The organism is Desulfonatronovibrio magnus (assembly GCF_000934755.1).
GTDB lineage: Bacteria > Desulfobacterota > Desulfovibrionia > Desulfovibrionales > Desulfonatronovibrionaceae > Desulfonatronovibrio > Desulfonatronovibrio magnus.
This window is the reverse complement of record NZ_JYNP01000016.1, coordinates 1-21,497: the sequence shown is the minus strand read 5'-3', so window position 1 is coordinate 21,497 and position 21,497 is coordinate 1. Positions and strand designations below refer to the sequence as shown.

Here is a 21,497-nt window from a genome sequence, read left to right as displayed (position 1 = left end):
TCCGGCTTTCGCCGGAATGACGGAAAAAAGGCAACTATCTGCTTTAACCGTCACCCCGGTCCCGGGATGATGGAACCGGGGTCCAGGTCTTCTTATTCGATTGTACAGAACAGTTACTAATCTACAACAAAAGTTCAACGGAAATAAAGATGAACCAGTTTGGAGTAATTCATGGCAGGTTTCAGGTTCTGCATAATGATCACCTGAAATATCTCATGGCGGGCAAAGAGTTATGCCACCATCTTATTGTGGGCATCACCAACCCTGACCCAGTGCTGACCAGTGATGTTGACGTGGACCCCAAACGCTCTGAGTCTGCAGCCAACCCTATGACTTATTATGAGCGAATGGTCATGGTGAGAGAAGTGCTGCTTGAGGCAGGAGTGAATTATGATCAACTGAGCATTGTTCCATTTCCCATAACCCGCCCGGACCTTTACAGGTATTATGTGCCCTTGGATGCAGTGTTCTTTCTGTCCATCTATGATGACTGGGGAAGAAAAAAACTCAGCCACTTCAAGTCATTAGGTCTTGACACTCATGTCCTGTGGGAAGTTCCACCTGAGCAGAAAGGATTAAGTTCTACTGACATCAGAGGCTTGATGGCTGAACAGAAGCCGTGGGAGCACTTAGTACCCCAGGCCACTGCAAGGGTTTGTAATATGTGGAAAATTCCAGACAGGCTGCGCAGTATTCAGGCAGGTAAAGGACTGTAAAGGCAACAAGGTAAATGACTGTGCCTGGAAATCAATATGAGCACATCTAAGCAGCTGAGTGCATATTCTCCTTTTTATGACGAGCACAAGGGCACTGCATAGTATCAACAGAATCAATTGAAAACCATAAAACGCATTTAAAATATGTATTTGACTGAAAATCCATGGCGGGTAAAATAGTAGTTTTAATCATCATCCATGGAGGTTTGGTTCATGTTTAACAAAAATTTGTTTGTATTGTGTTTTCTGTTGCTGTTTCTTGTTTCTCCGGGCTGTTCTAAAACTGACACCAGTGAATATAACTACATTACGCCTGAAGAACTCAATACAAGGCTTAATGCTGGTGAGATTGCTGCGGGCAGTCTGCTTATGGTCAGCAGCCAGACTGAAGACGAATGGGCAAGCGGCCACCTTTCTGATGCTTTTCCTTCCTTTTCCAGACCCCTGACTGAAGACGCTCACTTTGCAAAGCTGGATCCCTTTCTCGATATTGCAAAAAATGCTGATGCAGATATTATCATTATCTGTCCCAGAGGAGGAAGCGGGGCAACAAGGCCGTTTGATTATTTTCTGGAAAATGGAATCAGTAAAGAACGACTGTTGATACTGGAAGGTGGTCAAGAGGCTTATAACGATGCTTTTCCTGAGGATGTTGTTACTGGTCAAGGTTAACTTCCCTCCATAAGGCCTGATCAAGAACACCTTTAAGGCAGGGTAACATGTTATTGCGATCCTGCGCTGGAAAGTCCTGTAGCTGATGATTTCTAAATATAATAGTTAGAACTTTCAGTTACAGGGCTTTTTTGTGCTAAGCCACAGGAGTCAGAGGTCAGGAGTCAGGAGTAAGTAAAAGCAGAGGCTTATAAAGATGTTTTTTGCTGAGTAAGTTTCTGTCTGACTTTTTGCACGAAAATCATAAATCACAGGCGGCTGCAAGCCGCATTCACCTTTTAATGACTCACTGACAGCTTTTTCTGTTATTATTCAGGAAAAAATGCACACAGGGAGGTCATGTAATTTTATACAGCCAAACAAGGAGTTAAAACCCAGATGCAGATAACCGATCTCATCAGCAAATCCAAAAACAACGAATCACTTTCCCTTGAAGAGCTTGTGTTTCTTCTTTCTTTTCCTGCCTACTCTTCAGAGTCTTTACAAATTATGGCTGAAGCCGGGGAGATTTCCAGAAAGCTTGTGTCTGAAAAAGCAGAAGTGCATGGCCAGCTTGCTCTTGACCTTGCTCCATGCTCCTGCGGCTGCCTGTTCTGCTCTTTTGCCCAGGTTAACAATATTTTTCAGCAGGAGAACAGGATCAGCGCTGAAGAAGCGGTGTTTTACGCCAGACAGCATGAGAAGGATTGTGCAAATGCTGTATATGTGATGATCACAGGTCAGTACCCATTTGGAAAATTCATAGAAATATCTCAGGAAATAAGAAAAAGTTTGCAGCCGGAAACAATAATGGTGGCCAATGTTCCGGATCAGTCCTTAGAAAGAGCCATGAAAATTAAAGATGCAGGCTATTCTGGTGTTTATCATGCATTGAGAATGCGCGAAGGCATTGACACTCTGCTTTCTCCGGAAAAAAGAAAGCAGAGTATTCACAATTTCAAAGAAGCTGGGCTGAAAGTTGGTACATGTGTGGAGCCTGTGGGGCCTGAACATAGCAATGAGGAAATTGCCCAGGCCATACTTTTTGCCGATTCTGTAGAGCCTGCATTCAGTGGAGCAGCCAGGCGCATAGAAATTCCTGGAACTGAGATTGCCAGGCGCGGCATGATCAGCGAGTTGCGCATGGCGCAGCTTGTTGCTGTGACCATCCTGGGCACCAGGAAGTCTGTGAAAGGCTTTTGCACTCATGAACCATGTACTCTTGGGGCGCTGGCCGGTGCCAATTTGTTCTGGGCCGAGACAGGATCAAACCCAAGAGATGTTGAAGAGAAAACAGAAAAAGGCAGAGGTATAGGAGTTCATGAGTGCATGAATATCTACAGGGAAGTTGATAAAAGTGTTCTTAAAGGACCTTCACGATATTTTACCGAATAGAAGAACATTCCCATATTTGGAAATTGGGACAGTCCCCGCGATGTACTATAAAAAAGATTGATACTGCGTTGGTTCATGGAATAAATTGGCTTTGATGAAAATATTTACACAGCGAGGGACAGTCCCCCTCCGGGCTGTAAGCCTCCGGGCAGGAAGCTGTGCCGGGCGCAAAGTGCCTATCTTTGATGGAATTTTTCAGGCAAATGTGCATGAATCATAAGCAAGAATCGTAAAAATGTGAAAAATGGAAACGTCTGATTTTATTAGCAAAACGATTGTAGTTGCTTGTAAGCTCCTCACCCGGGGGCCCCGGGACCGAACCTGTGAGTAACTTGAAATAGCCTTAGCGCGCTATAGATTGCCGCGCTCGCCCCAGTTGAATGGCTGCGCCTACACTGCGTGTATTCAACGAGGTAAAAAGACTCGCTCGCAATGACACATGAGCTGTCAGGATGTAGTTGCTCAAAACCTGTCACCCACGAGGGAGCCTAAGCGACCGAAGCAATCTGTATGGTAAAACCACAATGCTTTGAACTTGTTGCCGAACTTGTTCTATGAACTTACTTGCAAGCATGCTGAATAGATACCCTATCTGTTCTTTTTCAGCCGCCTTTTGAGGATCAGCCGGTTAATATAAGTCAGGGGTGATTTTGATGCCCTGGTTTTTCCAGCCAGGGCTCTGTCCGGACTGAATATCACATCCCCAACATGGCAGACCTTGCCCCATCTGCCAAGAAAGCCTGCACAGCCGGCGCAGTATGTGACCATCAAGTCATCACCTGCAAGTTGAGCGCGCTTTTTTCCCCAGGCTTTGGCGAATCCAGGGTTATGAAAACCCACTGCTCCACCTTCGCCACAGCATATGGTCTTTGGACCGGATTTTTTCATCTTTTTCATCTCAAATCCAGTTTTTTCAAGGAGCATTCTGACCGATTTCTGGATTTCCTCTTCATAACGCAGCGGACAAGGATCATGAAGGGCCAGTTGAGCAGGTGTGGAAATGTTTGGAAATTCATTGTTTTCTGCCAGGACCTGGTAAACAGTTTTGACCTGAAACTCTGATCCATACCTTGCAAACACCTTGTAGCAATTAGGACAGGCGACCAGTATTTCCTGAACACCTGCCTTTTTCAGACGACTGGTAATGACTTGGAAACGTTCTTCAAAATAGTCCTGACGCCCCAGGTCGTGGGATGGTTTGTGGCAGCAGTCAAGGACCATGCTCAGGTCTGGATTAATCTTTTTCAACTCCTGAAACATTTTCCAGGTTGTTTCCAGCCGGGTTCCGGGCAGGGTGCATCCAGGAAAGAAAACTGATCTGCATTCCCGGGGGGGATACCAGGTAAATAATTTTGTATGGCCGGTGCTTTCATATTTTAAAAGAGGGGCATACCTGGCAAGATTTACTGTCTGTTCTTGCACAGCCTGGCGGCGCATGCTCAGAAACATATCAACAGGAGCGACTTTTTCCGGACATATTGCACTGCAATGGTCGCATAGACTGCATTCAAAGGGGTCAGTCAAATTCTTTCCAGCCAGGACTTCTTCAGCTATCTTTCTAGGGCTTCCATATTTTTTAAGAAAAAGACACTGGCTTTCACATATGCCGCAATCAGTGCATTTTTCTTTATTTTCAGCAGCATATTCAGCCAGCTCAGAGCTTGCCTGGCCCCTCGGGGCGAAAGATACCACAGGATCAGTCATGGGCAATTCCTGATCCTGTGTCTGACCGGCAGAGCCATAACGTTTTCTGAGGGCACTAATAATTTTTTTGGCTATCAGAGGAAATATCCCGATGAGGATAAATGAGATAATCAATCCTGGAGAAAAGATGTCACCGGCAGATTCAATCCTGCCCAACTGGCTTCCAGCATTGACAAAGACAAAGGTTCCAGGAAGCATCCCCAGTTGGGAAACCCAGAAAAAAGTTTTCAGGGGCATGGATGTTACGCCCATGACCATGTTGATGACAAAGAAAGGTATGACTGGAATCATGCGCAGGGTAAAGAGATAAAAGGCACCTTCTTTGTTTATGCCTTTATCCACGCTGCTGATAAATCCGGTAAAGCGATTCCTGACCCAGTCCCTAATTAAATATCGGGCAAGAAAGCAGGCAATGGTCGCACCAATGGTACTGGCAAAGGAGACAATAACTGTTCCAGCCAAAGCCCCGAACATGGCTCCTGCAAGAAGCCCCAGAGGTAAAGCTCCGGGAAGGTTCAGACTGACCACTGTAAGGTACACTGCAAGGTATACGCTCAAGACCATTATGGGCCTTTGATCCAGAATGGTGGCAAACTCTTCCCGGGAGGCCTTGATGTTTTCAAGGGTGAGGTAAGTGTTGAGATCCAGCAGGAAGTAGGCGGCTACAGCCATGGCAATCACAGCAAGAATAATCAGTTTTTTAATGATTTTGTTCATAGTTTTCTTTCATTTGTATGTTTCGAAATTAGAGCTCATGATCCTAATAAGTTATGACCAGAGATGTCCAATTTAAAGCATGAATACTTTTGCGCCATTTCAATCAGTATTTTCGATACCTCTTAAATATCATCTGGAAGTAGATTTGATCATGACTTTGAAGTAGGGGAGTTGAAAAAAAATTGTTTGTGAAAAGAAAGCAGGAAGAATTATAATGAGCAACCACATATGCCTTGTAGTGATGATCAAGTATCCCGAACCTGGAAATGTCAAAACCCGGCTTGGCCGCGAAATAGGCATGGTTAGAGCGGCCAGGCTATATAATGATTTTGTTCTGGCAATGATTGCCAGGTGCAGGGAGATGAGTTTTCCTGTTATTTTCAGCTGCCATCCGGACAGGTCTGAGGAAGATTACCGAAAGTGGCTTGGCACTGATAATCCAATTATTTTTCAGAACGGGACAAATCTTGGCGCTATTATGCAGGATTGTTTTGAGCAGCTGTTTTTGATGGGATTTGTGAGGGTAGTAATGACGGGCAGTGATATTCCCCATTTACCAGTGAAATATATTGAAAGGGGCTGCAAGGCTCTTGATGATAATGACATTGTCATGGGACCGGCAATGGATGGTGGCTATTACCTGTTAGGCATGAAAAAGAGTTGTTTTCTGAGCAGAATTTTCAATGGTATTCCCTGGAGTACCTCGCAGGTTTATCCCATGACCATGCAGATAATTAAAGAGAACCGACTGAAATGCTATGTTCTGCCAGCCTTAAGAGATGTTGATACCTTAGATGATCTTGAGGAGCTTAATTTAGTCTGCCCGTTACCCGGCCAGTAAAGAGTGGCCATACAATATGAACTTGTCTGACCAGATGCATCCGGTAATATCTGTAATAGTTCCTGTGTATAGAGAGCAGGAGGCAATAAATTGTTTTGCGCAGCAGATGCTGAGAATTTTTCCCGGCCATAGATGTGAAATTATTATAATTGACGGCAGTCCTGAGCAGGAAACTATATCTGCCATGAAAGTGAGCGAAGTCATTGCTGTGAGCTCAGGCAAGGGCCGGGGAAGGCAGATGAATGTCGGCGCATCAATGGCCAGGGGGCAGGTTCTGCTTTTTCTTCACTGTGATACACTGCTGCCGGATAACGCACCTGACTTGATTATCAAGGCCTTGTCAGCTGAAAATAATATTATGGGCGGAGCATTTTCTCTAAGGATTGAATCTAAGAAGTGGGCGCTGAAAATCATTGAGTTCATGGCCAACATCCGCTCACGTATGACCAGAGTGCCTTATGGAGACCAGGCAATTTTCATCCGCAAAGATTTTTTTCATAAGGTTGGAGGATTCAGGGAAATCCCTGTCATGGAAGATCTGGAGCTTATGACCAGAATAAAAAAGCAAGGTGCAAGTATTGTCATCCTGCCCCAAAAAGCAGTAACTTCCCCCCGGAGGTGGGAAAAAGAGGGTATTGCCATGTGCACCCTGCGCAACTGGTTCATCAGGGTTTTGTACCATCTGGGAGTTTCAGCAGAGAGAGTTGGTAGATTTTACAGGTAGCGGCCAGTTCTTTTAAAATGATGAGAATGGTTTACTGCTGAATTATTCATGACCTGCTGAAGGCACATCATTACATGTTCAACTGGATGATCTGGTTCAGGCGCAGGCAGACATCACGAAATAGCGGATTCTTCAATTTCCCCAGGGGATGTGGTTTCGCCCCGCGCAATCGCCAGTCAAATGATTTTGGCTGATGGCACAGGACATAACTTGTTTTACGACCTTTGCGCCGTCCTAAAAAGCCCACGGCAACGGCAAATGGATTGTCGGAGTTGTATTCAGCCGTAGTCATGGGCAGGCCAATGACCAATGAGGTCCTGGCGTTAAAGACCCTGGGGGAAAGTACAAGGAAGGGGTGCACATCGCGCATTTCCTGCCCTACCTGGGGATTGCAATCAATCCAGATGATGTCCTGCCTCTGGGGCACCCATGATTTTTCCTGGCCGCTTGTCTCAGAAGGCTCCATAGCTTTGGCCTCTACCACCGTTCCGCACCGATTGCCTGCGCAGCCATGGCTTCCCCGCGGTGACGCTCAGGGTCGAACAGGGCCAGACGCTGTTCAAGGCTTAACTCGTTTTCCGGCAACGGGGATATGATTACCTGCTGATCTTCCACCCGCACGGATACATGCTGATCCAGCCGCAGCCCAGCTGCCTTGACCACTGCGGAAGGGAGCCGTACTCCCAGACTGTTGCCCCATTTTTTGATTCCTAAGACAGCTTCAGACATGGTAACCTCCAGAGAAAAAACGTTTCTACATTTGTTTAAACATGCTGGGCTGGCCCGTCAAGAAAGAAAACCAAATTGGACAAAGGCTGACAATATGGTAACAGTTACGTTAAGTTTTTAAAAAGATTATTCTTCATCCTCAAAAGGGTCAAGATGTCTTCTTGAGCCAGTTTATAAGCCCAGGTCAGAAAAAACGCTACCTGCCCAGAGTGCATCAACTTATCCAGCCTTCATATTGATAAATCAAATACATTTTCTGGAAATAGATTTGTATAATCAATTTGACCGTGTTTTTGATTATGTCATAAGGAAACATATGTAACTTATGGATAAATCAGCGATTTTGTGTCTGATCGTGTTTGTGAAAGTTGAATGCCAGCCTCTAATCCTGAAATATGGCTGATTACCACAATTTATAAGGGAGCAAAATGTCAGATAAATATCCAGAACACTGGGAGTTTGACGATGAGTTTGACGGAGGTGAGGAAACCTGCGGCAGAGTGATAATAAATCTTTATACCTATCTGAAACCCATGCCTCCGGGGTACAAAGTACTGCTCATCTCCAAAGACCCGGCAGCTCCCACAGAATTTCCAGCCTGGTGCCGGATGACCCAAAATGCCCTTCTGGACATGGCGCATCCATATTATCTTTTAGAATATAAACCTCAACAGAAAAAGGAGTAGAACATGGCTGACAAGTTTTGCGTGACCATTACCCATTGCCGGACCGACGGAGACAAGGCGACTCTCGGTTTTGTTGTAGCCAATGCTGCCCAGGGCAGTGAAAAAGAGACCATGATTTTTCTTAGCTGCGATGGCGTATACTGCGCTGTCAAGGGTGAAGCTGAAAAGATTGATGAAGGAGCGCCTTTTGCTCCGCTGAAAGAGCTTGTAACCAAGTTTGTCAATGCCGGCGGCAAGATCTGGGTCTGCACACCCTGCCTGAAAAAACGCGGCCTGACAGAAGATGATCTTGTGGAAGGGGCAAGTCCTGCTGGAGGAGCTGCTCTGGTGGAGTGGCTTTCATCAGGCTCACCCAGTGTTGCTTACTAAGAATCACTGCATGTAAGCTTATTGCTGTCGAACTAACAATTTTGGCCATGGTATTCGCTGCATTGCCCGGATACCATGGCCCAAGAGGTTTTTATGACCCAAGATAATCAAAATAGTAGTTTAGATAATATCAAGCCGGACTTTATGTTTGATGGAGGTGATCTTGACTGTGGATCAGGTCTGAGCCTGCTTATCCGGGAAAATATGCTCAAGGTGCCTGTGGGCGGTGTTATGGAGATGCGCAGCAGGGATGCTACAGTCAAGGATGACCTTCCTCCCTGGTGCAGGCTGGCCGGTCATGAATATCTCGGCCATCAGGATGATGATGGATTTACTCGCTATTTCATTCGCCGGGGCCAGGCCAAAAGCTCCTCGGATGAGGGTGCATCAGATGAAGAAGCCCTGAAAAGCGACAAGGACAAAGCCAGGGATTATGAATGGCGGCTCAGGATTCGTTCCACTGGAAGTCAAAAAAGCACAGTCTACTGCCGTAATTTTTCATGGAATGTGGGACAGCCCATCAGCTTTGAAGAAAAGGATGAATTCCCCTGTTCCATTGAGTCTTTTCTTGGAGCCCTGGGGGGAGCCCTTGCCTCGGGATTTGCCACGGAATGCTCCCGGGAAGGCTTGGATATAGATGATATTGAAATAACAACTCGCGGCAGGCTGAATAATGTTCTGGCTCATTTGGGGGTTGAAGAGGGTGATCCTTCATTTTCTTCTATCGAGGTCAAGTGTTTCGCATCAACCATGGATGATGAAGCAAAGGTCAGGCAGGTCTGGGAGCAGACTGTAAAACGCTCTCCCATTGCAGCAACCCTGGCTAAGGCAACAGATATGAATATCAAACTTATGGTGGTATAAAATGTTTACAACTACTCAGGTGGGCAGCTGGCCCCGTTCCAGAAAGATGCTCAAGGCACTCAGGGACAACAGGGTGGGTAAAATTGACAGGAAAGAATTCAACCTGATTGCTGATGAGGAAGTTGAAAGGACAGTCCGGATTCAGGAAGAAGCTGGCTTGGACATTGTTGTGGACGGCGAGCACCGCAGAGATAATTTTTATTCCTTTATTACTGACAAGGTTGAAGGGACAAAGCTCATGTCTCTTGCTGAGATGCTGGACGAAATTGAAGATAAGTCCGGATTTGAAGAAATGCTGGACACCCTGGATGTTCCGGCTTCAGCCATCCGCAATCCCACGTGTACAGGCAGGTTGAAACGACGTGAACCGCTGGCTCTTGATGATTATCTCTTTGTAAAAAAGCTGACAGACAAGCCGGTAAAAATCACTCTGCCTGGACCTTATCTTCTTTCCAGGTCCATGTGGGTGACCAGATATGCGGGAAAAATATACAAAGATCAGTTTGAAATGGGAGATGACGTTGTTGATATTCTAAGAGCTGAGCTGCAGGAACTGGCTCAGGCAGGGTGTGAATTTGTCCAGTTTGATGAACCGGTTCTCACAGAAATTGTCATGTCCCAGGAGTGCGGCAGACGAACATTCATGTGAGCTACTCTGGCCACCCGCCGTGATGTGGGTGTTGAACTTGAATACGCTGCCCAGCTCATGAACAGAATCATTGATGGCATCCAGGGTCCCAGAACAGGAATTCACATTTGCCGGGGTAACTGGAGCAATAAAGAAGAAGTCCTGCTTACAGGCGACTATACACCGCTTTTACCCGCACTGACTGCCATGAAAGTTCAGCAGTTTGTCCTGGAGTACGCTACTCCCAGGGCAGGAGAGATCAGGGTGGTTGGCGAGGCTTTATCCGGAAATATTCCTGGAACAGACATCCCAAGAGAAATCGGCCTTGGGGTGGTCAATCCCAGGACATCTGAGGCTGAAGCTCCTGAGGAAATAGTAGCCAAAACCAAGCTGGCCTTAGAACACTACAAGCCTGAGCAGATATTTCTCAATACAGACTGTGGATTTGGCTGTTTTGCCAACAGATGCGTAAATATTGAGGAAGTGGCTGCTGAGAAGATAAGGTCAATTGTCAAGGCTGCTGAAATGCTGAAAAAAGAATATTCCTGAGCAGAAACTTTTTTCACGGTATAAGTGCTTGTTCCCAATTTTTAAACTGGCGTAACTATTCAGCAAGATCGAATAAGAAGACCTGGACCCCGGATCAGTCATCCCGGACTCGATCCGGGACCGGGGTGACGGATAAACCAGGGAGATTCCCTTTTTCGTCATTCCGGTGAAAGCCGGAATCCAGGGTTTTTAATAGTCTTATAACAAATGTGGTGAACAGCTACGTGGGTTTTCCTATTCACAATCCCTTGAAAATCATATCAACCTTCCCTCTTCCTGTCCTTTCTTGACAATCTGGTTACAAAAATCCTGACAACAATTATTTGGGTGTAATTGTTCACCATATTGTCCCCATGTGTCAGGATAGATGTCGTCTAGGATGAAATTCAGGCAGGGCCAAGAGGAGGCCCCCCGGGGGGCCTCCTCTTGGAGTAAAAATCCCTTTCATCCTCTCATGTTCAATATAACAAGGGGCAGGAGCTGTTTTATATGACTTACCCTTTGCAATTTAAAGAAAACGTGGTCAAAATGGTACTTTCAGGAACTAACTCTAAAGCCCAGATCGCCAAGGACATGGGAGTTCCAACTTCCACCATGCAATACTGGCTTAAAAAAGCAAAAAGCACTGGAGATACCAACATTATGACCAAACAAGAGAAACGCCCACAGGACTGGTCCTCGAAAGAAAAACTGGATGCCCTGCTTGAGTCTGTCAAGCTTACAGATGAGCAGCTGGGAGCATGGTGCAGACAAAAAGGAATACATACGCATCACCTGCAGAAATGGAAAAAAGAATTCTCCAGTGATCAGTCCAGGAAAAAGGACAATAATGTCCGTCAGCTTAAAAAAGAAGTCAAAGATCTCCAGAAAGAGCTGAACCGCAAGGATAAGGCCCTGGCTGAAACCACAGCCCTTCTGGTGCTCAAAAAAAAAGTGGATGCTATCTGGGGAGACAAAAGGGACGACTGATCCCGACCCAGGAAAAAAAGCGCATCCTGGCACTTATAGATGAAGCCTGCAGTTCAGGAGCCAGGTTAAAAAAAGCTTGTGACATTATCGGTTTAAGTCCCAGAACTGTCCAACGGTGGCGTGACCCTGGGAAACTTAAAGACCTGCGCAAAGAGTCAAACAGGACACCAAACAACAAGTTGAGTGAAGTGGAACGTCAAATCATTCTGAACACCATCAACGGGCCCGAATACAGGAACCTGAGTCCGCATCAAATAGTTGCGGATTTGGCTGACCAGGAAATATACTTGGCATCCGAGGCAACCATGTACCGTATTCTTCGAGAGGAATGTCAAAACACCCATAGGCAGCCTTCAAAGCCTAAAAAGAACAATAGGCCTGAAGAACTAACGGCTGCGGCTCCCAATCAGGTCTGGACCTGGGACATTACGTATCTACCAAGCCCGGTTAAAGGCGTGTTCTTTTATCTGTACATGATAATTGATCTCTACAGCAGAAAGATCATCACCTGGCAGGTACACACCCGGGAAGATTCCACTCTGGCTGGCGCCTTGATCAGCGAAGGGTGCTACCTGGAAAACATAGTCAAGGATCAACTGGTTCTGCACTCTGACAACGGGTCTCCCATGAAGGGAGTAACCATGCTGGCCACCCTGCAGCAGCTGGGTGTGATGCCGTCCTTCTCCAGGCCAAGCGTTAGCAATGATAATGCCCATTCTGAAGCTTTATACAAGACACTGAAATATCGCCCCTGGTATCCACAGGAGCCCTTTAAGGACTTAAAGGATGCCAGAACATGGGGCGAAGGTTTTGTAAAGTGGTACAACCATGAGCACCGTCATAGCAGCTTAGCTTATGTGACTCCCAATGAGCGCCACACTGGCAGAGACAAAGAAATCTTGACCAGACGCCAGCTTGTCTATCAAAGAGCAAAAAAGAAAAACCCGGAACGGTGGTCAGGTCATATCAGAAAATGGTCTGCACCTTCAGAAGTCACCTTGAACAAAAAAAGAACCTCGAAAACAGAAAAAATTGCGGCTTAGAAGAGACATCTTTCTTGACATCTACCGAAGTTTGGACTTGGTGAGTCTATTATTCTCTATGATTTGACCAACACGTACTGTGAAGGTGATGCCGGGACTTATGAAAAGGCCAAACGTGGACATTCAAAACAAAAACGCAGTGATCGTCCTTTAGTTACTTTGGGCCTTATCCTGGATGAACATGGCTTTCCTAAAGCCAGCCAAGTCTTCGCAGGTAATGTCACTGAGGCCAAAACGCTCATGGGTATGGTCAAGAAAATACACAACAGGGCCAAAGAGCAGCAACCTTTTCTACTAATAAATCAAAAGCCCACAGTAGTCATTGATGCAGGCATTTCCACACAGGAAAACTTGCAAGCTCTAAATGACAAAGGCTATGCGTATATTGTCGTATCTCGCTCAAAACCTGCAGAAGTGCCGTCAGAACATGAACTCGTAACAATTAAAGATGGCATAAAGATTAAAAGCTTTAAACAGCATGACGAGCTATTTCTGCACTGTAAAAGTGATCAAAAGGCCAAAAAAGAACAGGCAATGATCCAAAGTTCTAAAGAAAGAGTAGAAAAAGAACTTGAGTACCTGCGTCAAGGATTAGGTGTTAAAAGAAGGTTCAAGAAGTATGATAAAATTATCGAGCGCATAGGGAGAATTAGACAAAAAAACTCGCGTGTTTCTGCAGGCTTTGAGATCAATATGACACGTAATGAAGATGTTGCGACAGACATAAACTGGAGTTTTAATCCAGATAAGCTTTGTAAGGCTTATAATGGAAGTTACTTCCTGAGAACCAATCGCACTGATCTGAGTGACAAGAAAAATATGGTCTCTCTATGTAATGCTTACTACCGTTGAAGATGCTTTTCGGTGTTTAAAAAGCGAACTTGGTCTGCGCCCAAACTACCATCAAAAGCCTGAACGTATTGAAGGTCATATCTTAATCACAGTGCTAGCTTATCATCTTTTACAATACATTCGATATCAATTGACTCAAGCAGGCCTTTCTCACCGCTGGGTGAGTATATGCTCCTGGCTTGAGACTCATCGGATTCAGACCACTTATCTTCCTAAAGAAGAAGGAGGTGTTATCTCAGTCAGAAACTGTACTAACCCGACCATTGAACAACAAAAAGTTTATTCTGCCCTTGGGATAAGCAGCATTCCAATAAAACCGAGGAAAACAATGACGTAACAAAAGTAGTGCCGAAAAAATAAGCCAGAAATAAGGTAACATTCTGAAATAACAGAGAATTTCGTCCAAACATGCGGAAACTGGGGTTAAGTGTTTGTTAGTCTTATACTGCAGGGTAGGGGGATTACTTCGTGGGGACGTGCTTGATGTCCAGGACTGGGTATGTGGACTTGGACTGATACCTGGTGATATCCTGGCCCAGCTCTTGGAGTAGTTGGGATATAACCTTGTTATCCGTTGAGGTTCTTGATCTCTGGCTAAGTGAGATACGGAAATCTCCGGCTTCATATTTACCTGGTTCAAGCATTCCCAGAATAGCGATCTTAACCGGGACTTATCTTTGGCTGCTTCTTTTTCTGTTGCTGCAGCACTATGATACTCAGCGATCAGAGGGGTAATTTCTTCAGGTAGGGTACTGCCTTCAAAGGCCGGACAGTCAGATAAGTGCTCACAGACGCAGCATAGAGGAGATGGCTTAGTCTCCTGGTCCTTATCTGCAAATCTCAGAGATTCCCATAGATTGATAGCCTTACCAATTATCTCATCCGCAGTTGATTCGTTCAACGTGTAGGGTTCAGAGAGGTTCAGGGTTCCTTCAGCTATATCCATTGATAAAATATAGCCCTTCGGGGTTGTTCCCTGCAGTTCCTTGTACAAATACATCTGGGCTTGGAGCTGCATTTCCCAACTTTTCTGTGTGCCTGGTAGACTGGTAGTCTTTACTTCCAGAATTGTATGATCTGGGAATACAAAGTCTAAGTGAGCTGTGAGGGGCAGGGAACTCAACTGATTATTGCATTTGGGGCAGTGGCTGGGATTTTGGCCATACCAATGGCATAAGGGGCAATAAGACAGGGCATATTCAAGAGTCATCTGCCTCTCATGTGGAAATGCGTGTAAGGCCTCAGAAATAATATCCTCAGCTATATGGCCTCTCTTAAATCTTATCAGCGTCTGCAGGGTGTGAGGTTGAGGGTTGGTTTTGGCGTTGAATACTTTACGGGGGCACTGGGTGATATCACTGGCTCCGATGTAGAGCTTGCGATCTCCCAGGGTTGCCTCTGTTTCCAATATCTGAGCTGTCTGTAAGCCCGTGTGGAAGCTTTGCAGGTTTAACATAGCTAACACCTCCACTATCCTGGAGTCATGCAGGTCCAGGGCTGCTTTCTGGGCTTCTTGCAGGGTGGGGAAAATAATGGGGATGCCTTGCTCGTCATTGAGAATACAAGGAAATGTGGGGTCGAACAGTTCTAAGATGATGTACATAATAGCCCTGCCCTTTACCCATAACTATTCCGCTGAAGTTCTCCATAATCAAATAATGCTACTCCGAAGCACATATGCTGCAGAACTTGATAACCTTCCCAGATGACCTGATGGCCAGGGGGTAAATCATTTTTTCGTCCAAGATACCCGCCGAGTCTTGCAACCAAGCGTACTGCCTCTCCAAGTTCATATGGCTGTTTCAGCTTTTTTTTTTCGCAAAAGCTGAAAGAACGCGCAACTCAATGTCCGAGAAGAGTATCTCGGCAGGCAAAGCGGGCTGCTCTCGACCCAGCAGAGTCATGAGCATGATCCGCCAAGCGATGACCATGTTGATAGCTATGGCCCTGCGCAACCGTTCGGCCGTCTCGTAAGCGAGATCCTCGACGTTGCAGCGGAATGTGTCAATGAAAATGAGACACATATTTAATTTATTTAAGCACTATTTTTTGTATTATCCGGCTTGTTGATCCAGACCTCTTTAGGCAGAGGTGGATGTTGCGGCATCTTATTTTTGAACCTGATTGGATTTTTCAGATATGCCTCGTAAAGCACTTGATTCCTGAAGGCGATGACCTGTTCGGCCTGTCCGTGATGAACCTATGATGGGCTTGTATACTTCTTCCTTACCAGACACTTCACCGAAACCAGTCTGGAACTTCAGAGATATCTTATCAGGTACTTGCAGCAGGGTGACCATTCTCTGGGCGAATAGACTTAACTGCTCACCATTCCATATTGGTGTCTGGCCCCGTACGAATACGTCCCGTCTGAAACTCTGATTGATAGCCATGTCCTTGAACAGTTCCCGCATAGCCATATCTGGTGCAGAGTCTATAGCTTTACGCATTGGTTCTGGCAGCATACCGTCATAATTCTCTGGCAAAGTAGCACTACCAAGAAACCGGAGTTTGCCTTCAGAAGCTTCCTGTGCGATCTGGCTGAAATAAAATAAGGTCCAAGATGAATGGAAATACTCGTGGTATATGTAATTTTCGTTATTGGCTGCTTGCTTCTGCAGCTGCTCCAGTCTGGACTGGATACCAGGTTGAGACTTAAATACCGCAGCACCAGCATCTTTGAGGTTTTCCAAAGCTGTAAGGGCAGACTCAAAAGATTGCTTGTTCACCCCAGTTCTATCCGCAAACTGGGTCATCAAGTGCTGCACTGGATGTGTTGCCAGCCAGCCGGGCAGGGCATTATAACTGAAATAAGCCATTCCGCCTGGGGTCAGTGTTTTGTCGATTATTCTGTATATGGCTGAGCGTACTTCCTGGTTTACCCAGGTTAGTATTCCATGGGCCACTACATAATCACACGGTTCAAAAGGTTGGTCTTTTCCAGCCAGCGACACAAAGTCAGCTTCGTGAAACTCAATATTGGTCAGGCCTGTTCTTCTAACCAGACTGCGGGCATGTGCTATCTGTTCCGGGTTAAAGTCCACTCCCACAAAGCGAATAGTCGGGTTAGCTGCAGCCATTACGCATAGGCCTAACCCTTATCCGCAGCCAAGCTCCAGCATTCTATTGCTGGTGTTGGGAGGCTCTGAGCCTTTGAGTAAAGCTACCCAGTCCAGCCAGTTGGGTGCAAATTCTTTGTAGAAACCGTAGGTGTAGGAAGTGTCTGAATAGTAGCCGTGTTGCCATGCGGTGGTCATTGGTGGGGTCTCCTTTTATATCAAAAAAGCCCACAGGCCTTTAAGGCAGTGGGTTATTGTTTATCCAGCATCTCAGATAAAGCCCGTGCATAACCATTACGGGCAGTCTGATAAACAGCTATTTCGTTCTTCAATTCCTCGATTTTCTTATCCACAAACTGGATTGAATCCAGCTGCTGCTTGGCTTCTTCTGAAAGTGTTTCTGAATCGTACTCTTTTCCGTCAATAGTAATTGTAGGCATGTTTTGTTCTCATTAATTTTTACCTAATTTAAAGCTTAGACCTTGACGTTTCTCTTGGTCATTCTGAATATCCTCCACCAACCCCCGCAATATCTCTTGCTCATCCCTGGCCGACATTATCTCAAACCCATTTTGCTCCAGTTCTGACCTGCGGGTATTATCTTTGACCAGCATCTGGCATGTCTGAACCAATTGCTCATAGGGAACCGCTGCTACTGCCTGTCTGATATCAGGTTCAATCTCTGTTTGAGGGTTGCACTCTGCCACTACAGCTTTTTTATTGGCCAGCAGATAAGATACCCGAACCATCTCAAGAATGCTTGCACTGTAAAAATGCATGTTCAGCACAACTTTGGACCTGGAGATAAGGTTGTCTCTGTCCTGGCCGTATACGCCAAAAACTGAGGCAACCTTCAGGCCTGCCTGCTTAAGAGCATTGAGAATACTGGCCCGGCGCGGATTGACTGATCCGTAAAACAGGACATCAATATCCAGATCAGAACTCTTGGGGATACAAGTCAGCTGGGGCATGTAGCCAACAGGAGCATGCCTGAAATCCCCACCCGGAAATAACTTTTCAAGCCTGGCAATATTACGCAGACTATAGTCCCAAGTGGTTAACCGGCCCATCATCTCATAAGTATGCTGGCCAAGAGTGTGAGAGTCTCTGTCCAGAGGCTCAAGATTATACACTATACAGGATTTGGGCAGTGACCGGGATTGTGCAGGACTTAACAAAAAAGCCCCGAGAATAATGGTTGTGCCTCCATCCAGAATTGAATTTTCATCAATCTTTACTGAACACCCCAACCCCTTGAAAGCATGATAAAGCGTAAGGGCCATTTCCTGGAAAGCCCTGGCATGCCCAAAACCCTGGGGGTTAATTATACTTATGCAGTAGTTTCTGCTCATGTTTCAGATTCAATTACCGCCCGCAATGTATCATCAAGAGGGATAATCGGCTCCCAGCCAAGAATTTCCCTTATCTTGTCAGTACTTGGTATGCGGCGCTGCATGTCCTCAAATCCTTTTGCAAAAGCCTGTTCATAGGGAATAAGCGCTATTTCCGAACTTGATCCCGCCAGCTGTCTGATGCGCTTTGCCAGATCCAGCATGCTGATCTCCTGTGAGCGACCAACATTAAAAAGTTTGCCTACAGCTTCAGGACGCTGGGCCAGTGATTCTATTGCCCTGATTACATCGCGAACATCACAAAAGCTTCTGGTCTGGGTTCCGTCACCGTAAACAGTAATCGGTTCGTTTTGAATGGCTTGTCTGGCAAAACGTGGTATAACCATACCATACTCACCGGTCTGGCGTGGGCCAACTGTATTGAACAGCCTGAATAAAACAACTTCCAGACCGAATTCCCGGGCATAGGCATAACCCAGGTACTCATCCACCATTTTGCTTGCAGCGTAAGCCCAGCGTGTCTTGTCTGTAGTTCCCAGAAGAACATCATCATCTTCACGAAATGGAAACTTGATTCCCTTGCCATATACCTCGGATGTACTGCACAAAAGAGTGCGGCAGCCATAACGAAGGGCAGCCTTAAGAACAGCTTCTGAGCCCAGAATATTGGTCTCCAGTGATTAGTATTGTGTCTTGTGTTTTCATAGATGTATTCTTTATTCTTCTCAGTGCCCCCTGTGTCTCTGTGGTGAAAAATCTTTTCTTTTTTTTTTTTTATTAACCACAGAGGCACAGAGAACACAGAGTTAAGAAAGTTTACTTATGCCGCAGAAATTCATCAACCGGAATAGATATGTCCTCTGCAATCTGGCGCAGTAAAATTGGAGAAATATCTTTTCCTGGATGAAATGGGACGGTCGTTCCCCGGCCATCAGGATGACGAAATTGTTTGTGGGAACCCTTCTGGCGAATCTCTGAAAAGCCAAGTTTTTTCAGAATCGAGACTACTTCCTTTGGTTTAAGGACAGGCAGGGAACCCATTTAAGCAACCATCACATTCTGGGTTCCTATGAATTCTGCTTCCAGGTGCGGTTCTCCGTCTTCAAGAAGCATTTCTATTACTTCCTTTAGATTTTGATTGAGCTCATCTAAGGTTTCTCCTTGTGAATGAGCCCCTGGAAATCCAGGTACATAGCCGACATACAAGCTGGTTTCAGGGCATTTTTCTATTACAGCGGTATAATATTTCATTTTTTTAGCCTCCATACATTCAGATAAGGCTATTCTATGGGACTTTCAAGGCTGAGTAAAGGTTTGACCTACTCATGAAAATTACAAACCTCATACCCATGGTCATTACAAAGCTTATCACGCTTAGCCTGATCCAGATCGTGGCGGACCATCTCTTTTACCATATCAGTAAAGCTTATTTCCGGAACCCAGCCAAGTGTTTCTCTGGCCTTGGTTGGATCGCCAAGCAGGGTTTCCACTTCTGTAGGTCTGAAATATCTGGGATCTACCTTAACTGCCGGTTTGCCTTCAAGCAGACCCACCTCATCTACGCCTTTGCCCTGCCAGGTTAAATGCATACCAAGCTCAGCAAAAGCCAGCTCACAAAACTCTCGTACACTATGCTGCTCACCAGTGGCTATTACAAAGTCCTGCGGCTCATCCTGCTGAAGCATAAGCCACTGCATGCGTACAAAGTCCCTGGCATAGCCCCAGTCCCTCTTGGCGTCTAAGTTACCCAGATAAAGTGCGTCCTGCAGTCCCAAAGCTATTCTGGCTGCAGCTCTGGTAATCTTGCGGGTTACAAAGGTCTCGCCTCTAATTGGTGACTCATGGTTGAACAATATGCCGTTACAGGCATACATTCCGTAGGCTTCCCGGTAATTAACCGTTATCCAGTAGCCGTACAGCTTGGCTGCTGCGTAAGGTGATCTGGGATAGAACGGCGTTTTCTCAGTCTGCGGTGTTTCGACTACCTTGCCGAACAGCTCAGAGGTAGAGGCCTGATAAAATCTGGCCTTATCGGTTAGGCCCAGAAGCCTAATAGCTTCCAGAATCCTGAGCGTTCCCAGGGCGTCAGCATTGGCCGTGTATTCGGCAGTCTCAAAAGATACCTGCACATGGCTCTGGGCTGCCAAGTTGTATATCTCATCAGGCTGCACTTCCTGGATAATCCGGATCAGGTTGGTGGCATCTGTCAGATCACCGTAGTGCAGGATAAAGTTTCTGTTTTTAGTGTGCGGGTCCTGGTAGAGGTGGTCTACCCGGTCCGTATTGAAGCTGGAGCTTCTTCTTTTTATACCGTGGACTATGTAGTTCTTGTGCAGGAGCAGTTCTGCTAGATAGGCTCCGTCTTGACCTGTTATGCCGGTGATTAGTGCTTTTTTTATGGTTTTATTCTAAAGATTTTAGGGCTACATCCGGGGCTTTGGATACTATTGTAAGCAATGCAGCAGCTGGTCCGGACGGCTTACGTCTATGTTGTTCCCAGTTTTGCAGGGTTTTTACGCTGACTCGCATCAACCGGGCAAATTCACTTTGTGACAGCCCGACTCTCTCTCGCAGGGATTTGACATCAGTTGAGCTTACTTCAAAACGGCGTGAAGGCTGAGATTCGCCATGGGAAATTTTTTTAGCTTCTTTAAGACTGCTTACCAGATCATCGAATAATTGTTGCTCCATAATCAAAGCTCCTTCACAAGTTTACGTAAGACAGCCAATTCCTTTGAGGACAAAGTGTCTTTTCTGCTTTTTGGATATGCGACAAGAAAATAAATATGATCTCTATCATTCATCCAATAGTAAATCACCCTAATGCCTCCGCTTTTCCCCCGTCCTTGCAGTGCATAGCGGATTTTTCTAAGACCGCCCCCTCCCTTGATGAGGTTCCCACTTTCTGGATTTTCCGTTAATAGGTTTTGTAGCCCCAAGTATTCTTCATCGTGCATAATTTCAGTGATCATTCGAGTGAAGGTAGGGGTTTCAATAAATACCATAGAATGGACTTTATCCGCCTTTGGCGGAGAGGTCAAGTCAGATTGTTGTACCTTAACCGATGTTTTTCAATGCTTAATCATACCAGGGTGGCTATATCTGTCTATCTCAGTCCGCACCCAATCGCTTCATAGAATACAAACCCTCAACCCCGCCTACAGGAGTAAATTTTCTTGTATCCTTAGACCCCAGCAGATGCTTGACCTGGTCAAATATTTACCCCGTAAAATTTCTTTCCATTTTACTGGGGCCTCCTGGACAAAGTCTTTGCCACCGATAACCCCGGAATCAGTTTACCCTGATAACCATTTAAAAGGCACCTCCCAAGTATAGCTTGGCAAACAAAAACCGGCTATACAAAGAGGCAATCAACAACTCTAATATGGGAGGTGCCTTATGAAATTGTATGCTGGTTGTGATTTACATTCAACAAATAATTACTGGAGTATTATTGATAATGACAGCAAGCAAATTTTTTCCAAGAAAATACCATGTAACCAACAGAAAATTTTAAAAATGCTTGAACCATTCAAACCAGATTTAGCTGGCATTGCAGTGGAGTCCACCTACAACTGGTACTGGTTAGTTGATCTTCTCATGGATGAGGGATATCCAGTTTTCCTGGCTAATCCTGTTGCAATGAAAA

26 protein-coding genes and 2 pseudogenes are annotated in these 21,497 nt (G+C 45.7%); 12 read left to right on the top strand and 16 right to left on the bottom strand.

The features are described 5' to 3' along the window. Positions 1 to 149 precede the first annotated feature (149 nt). From LZ23_RS01760 to LZ23_RS01750, 3 genes are all read left to right on the top strand, one after another. Positions 150 to 716, top strand: a complete 567-nt coding sequence (locus LZ23_RS01760; protein ID WP_045211070.1) for a nucleotidyl transferase family protein — start codon at positions 150 to 152, stop codon at positions 714 to 716. A 213-nt stretch (positions 717 to 929) separates the two neighbouring features. Beyond that, complete coding sequence (locus tag LZ23_RS01755) at positions 930 to 1,388, top strand: rhodanese-like domain-containing protein (RefSeq protein ID WP_045211068.1); 459 nt, start codon at positions 930 to 932, stop codon at positions 1,386 to 1,388. 378 nt (positions 1,389 to 1,766) lie between these two features. Further along, positions 1,767 to 2,762, top strand: a complete 996-nt coding sequence (locus tag LZ23_RS01750; RefSeq protein ID WP_045211067.1) for a radical SAM family protein — start codon at positions 1,767 to 1,769, stop codon at positions 2,760 to 2,762. Positions 2,763 to 3,350: 588 nt separating this feature from the next. Here the strand turns inward: LZ23_RS01750 and LZ23_RS23210 are convergent. Beyond that, positions 3,351 to 5,183 carry a VTT domain-containing protein gene (locus LZ23_RS23210; RefSeq protein WP_084590856.1) on the bottom strand — a complete coding sequence of 611 codons (1,833 nt, stop codon included), beginning with the start codon at positions 5,181 to 5,183 and terminating at the stop codon, positions 3,351 to 3,353. A 214-nt stretch (positions 5,184 to 5,397) separates the two neighbouring features. Between LZ23_RS23210 and LZ23_RS01735 the strand changes: the two genes are divergently transcribed. Continuing rightward, positions 5,398 to 6,024, top strand: a complete 627-nt coding sequence (locus LZ23_RS01735) for a TIGR04282 family arsenosugar biosynthesis glycosyltransferase (RefSeq protein WP_045211065.1) — start codon at positions 5,398 to 5,400, stop codon at positions 6,022 to 6,024. A 16-nt stretch (positions 6,025 to 6,040) separates the two neighbouring features. After that, positions 6,041 to 6,748, top strand: coding sequence for a TIGR04283 family arsenosugar biosynthesis glycosyltransferase (locus LZ23_RS01730; RefSeq protein WP_052507030.1), 708 nt, complete (start codon positions 6,041 to 6,043; stop codon positions 6,746 to 6,748). A 70-nt stretch (positions 6,749 to 6,818) separates the two neighbouring features. On the opposite strand, the gene LZ23_RS01725 is transcribed toward LZ23_RS01730, so the two are convergent. Continuing rightward, positions 6,819 to 7,232, bottom strand: coding sequence for a type II toxin-antitoxin system PemK/MazF family toxin (locus tag LZ23_RS01725; RefSeq protein ID WP_232300357.1), 414 nt, complete (start codon positions 7,230 to 7,232; stop codon positions 6,819 to 6,821). Then, positions 7,226 to 7,477: an AbrB/MazE/SpoVT family DNA-binding domain-containing protein gene (locus LZ23_RS01720; protein WP_045211064.1), complete on the bottom strand. Its 252-nt coding sequence runs from the start codon at positions 7,475 to 7,477 to the stop codon at positions 7,226 to 7,228. The genes LZ23_RS01725 and LZ23_RS01720 overlap by 7 nt, the downstream gene beginning before the upstream one ends. Before the next feature lie 428 nt (positions 7,478 to 7,905). Between LZ23_RS01720 and LZ23_RS01715 the strand changes: the two genes are divergently transcribed. From LZ23_RS01715 to LZ23_RS01685, 6 genes and pseudogenes are all read left to right on the top strand, one after another. Next, positions 7,906 to 8,163 (top strand): sulfurtransferase TusA family protein, encoded by a 258-nt coding sequence (locus tag LZ23_RS01715; protein ID WP_045211062.1) that lies wholly within the window; start codon positions 7,906 to 7,908, stop codon positions 8,161 to 8,163. A gap of 3 nt (positions 8,164 to 8,166) precedes the next feature. After that, on the top strand, positions 8,167 to 8,532 hold the full coding sequence (locus tag LZ23_RS01710) for a DsrE family protein (protein WP_045211060.1): 366 nt from the start codon (positions 8,167 to 8,169) through the stop codon (positions 8,530 to 8,532). Between the two features lie 93 nt (positions 8,533 to 8,625). Next, the gene (locus LZ23_RS01705; protein ID WP_045211059.1) at positions 8,626 to 9,396 is read left to right on the top strand and encodes a sulfurtransferase TusA family protein; all 771 of its coding nucleotides are present in this window, start codon (positions 8,626 to 8,628) and stop codon (positions 9,394 to 9,396) included. A 1-nt stretch (position 9,397) separates the two neighbouring features. Beyond that, entirely contained in the window at positions 9,398 to 10,573 is a 1,176-nt protein-coding gene (locus LZ23_RS24925; RefSeq protein WP_269745151.1) for a cobalamin-independent methionine synthase II family protein, read from the top strand. Positions 10,574 to 11,062: 489 nt separating this feature from the next. After that, positions 11,063 to 12,585 (top strand): IS3 family transposase gene (locus LZ23_RS01690; RefSeq protein WP_435050733.1). Its coding sequence is split into 2 segments (ribosomal slippage): positions 11,063 to 11,495 and positions 11,495 to 12,585, totalling 1,524 coding nucleotides; the frame shifts between segments, so codons are not numbered across the junction. Between the two features lie 39 nt (positions 12,586 to 12,624). Continuing rightward, positions 12,625 to 13,437, top strand: a pseudogene (locus tag LZ23_RS01685) (IS1634 family transposase); the annotation flags it as partial. Between the two features lie 235 nt (positions 13,438 to 13,672). Here LZ23_RS01685 and LZ23_RS01680 read toward each other — a convergent pair. The 13 genes and pseudogenes from LZ23_RS01680 to LZ23_RS24920 form a co-directional block, all read right to left on the bottom strand. Further along, a complete protein-coding gene (locus tag LZ23_RS01680) occupies positions 13,673 to 15,040 on the bottom strand; it encodes a PD-(D/E)XK nuclease family protein (RefSeq protein WP_045211051.1) in 1,368 nt (455 codons plus the stop codon). 14 nt (positions 15,041 to 15,054) lie between these two features. Continuing rightward, positions 15,055 to 15,243 (bottom strand): IS4 family transposase, encoded by a 189-nt coding sequence (locus LZ23_RS25450; protein ID WP_084590852.1) that lies wholly within the window; start codon positions 15,241 to 15,243, stop codon positions 15,055 to 15,057. A 302-nt stretch (positions 15,244 to 15,545) separates the two neighbouring features. Next, entirely contained in the window at positions 15,546 to 16,517 is a 972-nt protein-coding gene (locus LZ23_RS01670; RefSeq protein WP_045211048.1) for a class I SAM-dependent methyltransferase, read from the bottom strand. An 18-nt stretch (positions 16,518 to 16,535) separates the two neighbouring features. Further along, entirely contained in the window at positions 16,536 to 16,694 is a 159-nt protein-coding gene (locus LZ23_RS23855; RefSeq protein ID WP_157493076.1) for a hypothetical protein, read from the bottom strand. 53 nt (positions 16,695 to 16,747) lie between these two features. Continuing rightward, positions 16,748 to 16,936, bottom strand: a complete 189-nt coding sequence (locus LZ23_RS01665) for a DUF6447 family protein (protein WP_045211046.1) — start codon at positions 16,934 to 16,936, stop codon at positions 16,748 to 16,750. A gap of 12 nt (positions 16,937 to 16,948) precedes the next feature. Beyond that, positions 16,949 to 17,848 carry a hypothetical protein gene (locus LZ23_RS01660; protein WP_052507027.1) on the bottom strand — a complete coding sequence of 300 codons (900 nt, stop codon included), beginning with the start codon at positions 17,846 to 17,848 and terminating at the stop codon, positions 16,949 to 16,951. After that, the gene (locus tag LZ23_RS01655; protein ID WP_332308252.1) at positions 17,845 to 18,513 is read right to left on the bottom strand and encodes an NAD-dependent epimerase/dehydratase family protein; all 669 of its coding nucleotides are present in this window, start codon (positions 18,511 to 18,513) and stop codon (positions 17,845 to 17,847) included. Before LZ23_RS01655 ends, LZ23_RS01660 begins: the two co-directional genes overlap by 4 nt. A 151-nt stretch (positions 18,514 to 18,664) precedes the next feature. Beyond that, complete coding sequence (locus LZ23_RS01650; RefSeq protein ID WP_045211045.1) at positions 18,665 to 18,889, bottom strand: type II toxin-antitoxin system HicA family toxin; 225 nt, start codon at positions 18,887 to 18,889, stop codon at positions 18,665 to 18,667. Then, positions 18,890 to 19,099: a type II toxin-antitoxin system HicB family antitoxin gene (locus tag LZ23_RS01645; protein WP_045211044.1), complete on the bottom strand. Its 210-nt coding sequence runs from the start codon at positions 19,097 to 19,099 to the stop codon at positions 18,890 to 18,892. Between the two features lie 68 nt (positions 19,100 to 19,167). Further along, positions 19,168 to 20,247, bottom strand: coding sequence for a GDP-mannose 4,6-dehydratase (gmd, locus tag LZ23_RS01640; protein ID WP_045211042.1), 1,080 nt, complete (start codon positions 20,245 to 20,247; stop codon positions 19,168 to 19,170). Between the two features lie 4 nt (positions 20,248 to 20,251). Then, positions 20,252 to 20,539, bottom strand: a complete 288-nt coding sequence (gene nadS, locus LZ23_RS01635) for a NadS family protein (protein WP_008871832.1) — start codon at positions 20,537 to 20,539, stop codon at positions 20,252 to 20,254. 2 nt (positions 20,540 to 20,541) lie between these two features. Further along, complete coding sequence (locus LZ23_RS01630) at positions 20,542 to 20,853, bottom strand: type II toxin-antitoxin system RelE/ParE family toxin (protein ID WP_045211039.1); 312 nt, start codon at positions 20,851 to 20,853, stop codon at positions 20,542 to 20,544. A gap of 106 nt (positions 20,854 to 20,959) precedes the next feature. After that, positions 20,960 to 21,144: pseudogene (locus LZ23_RS24920) on the bottom strand (hypothetical protein); the annotation flags it as partial. 103 nt (positions 21,145 to 21,247) lie between these two features. On the opposite strand from LZ23_RS24920, the gene LZ23_RS01625 reads away from it, so the two are divergent. Then, positions 21,248 to 21,497: IS110 family transposase (locus tag LZ23_RS01625; RefSeq protein WP_045211037.1), on the top strand; the 250-nt coding region annotated here is incomplete at its 3' end.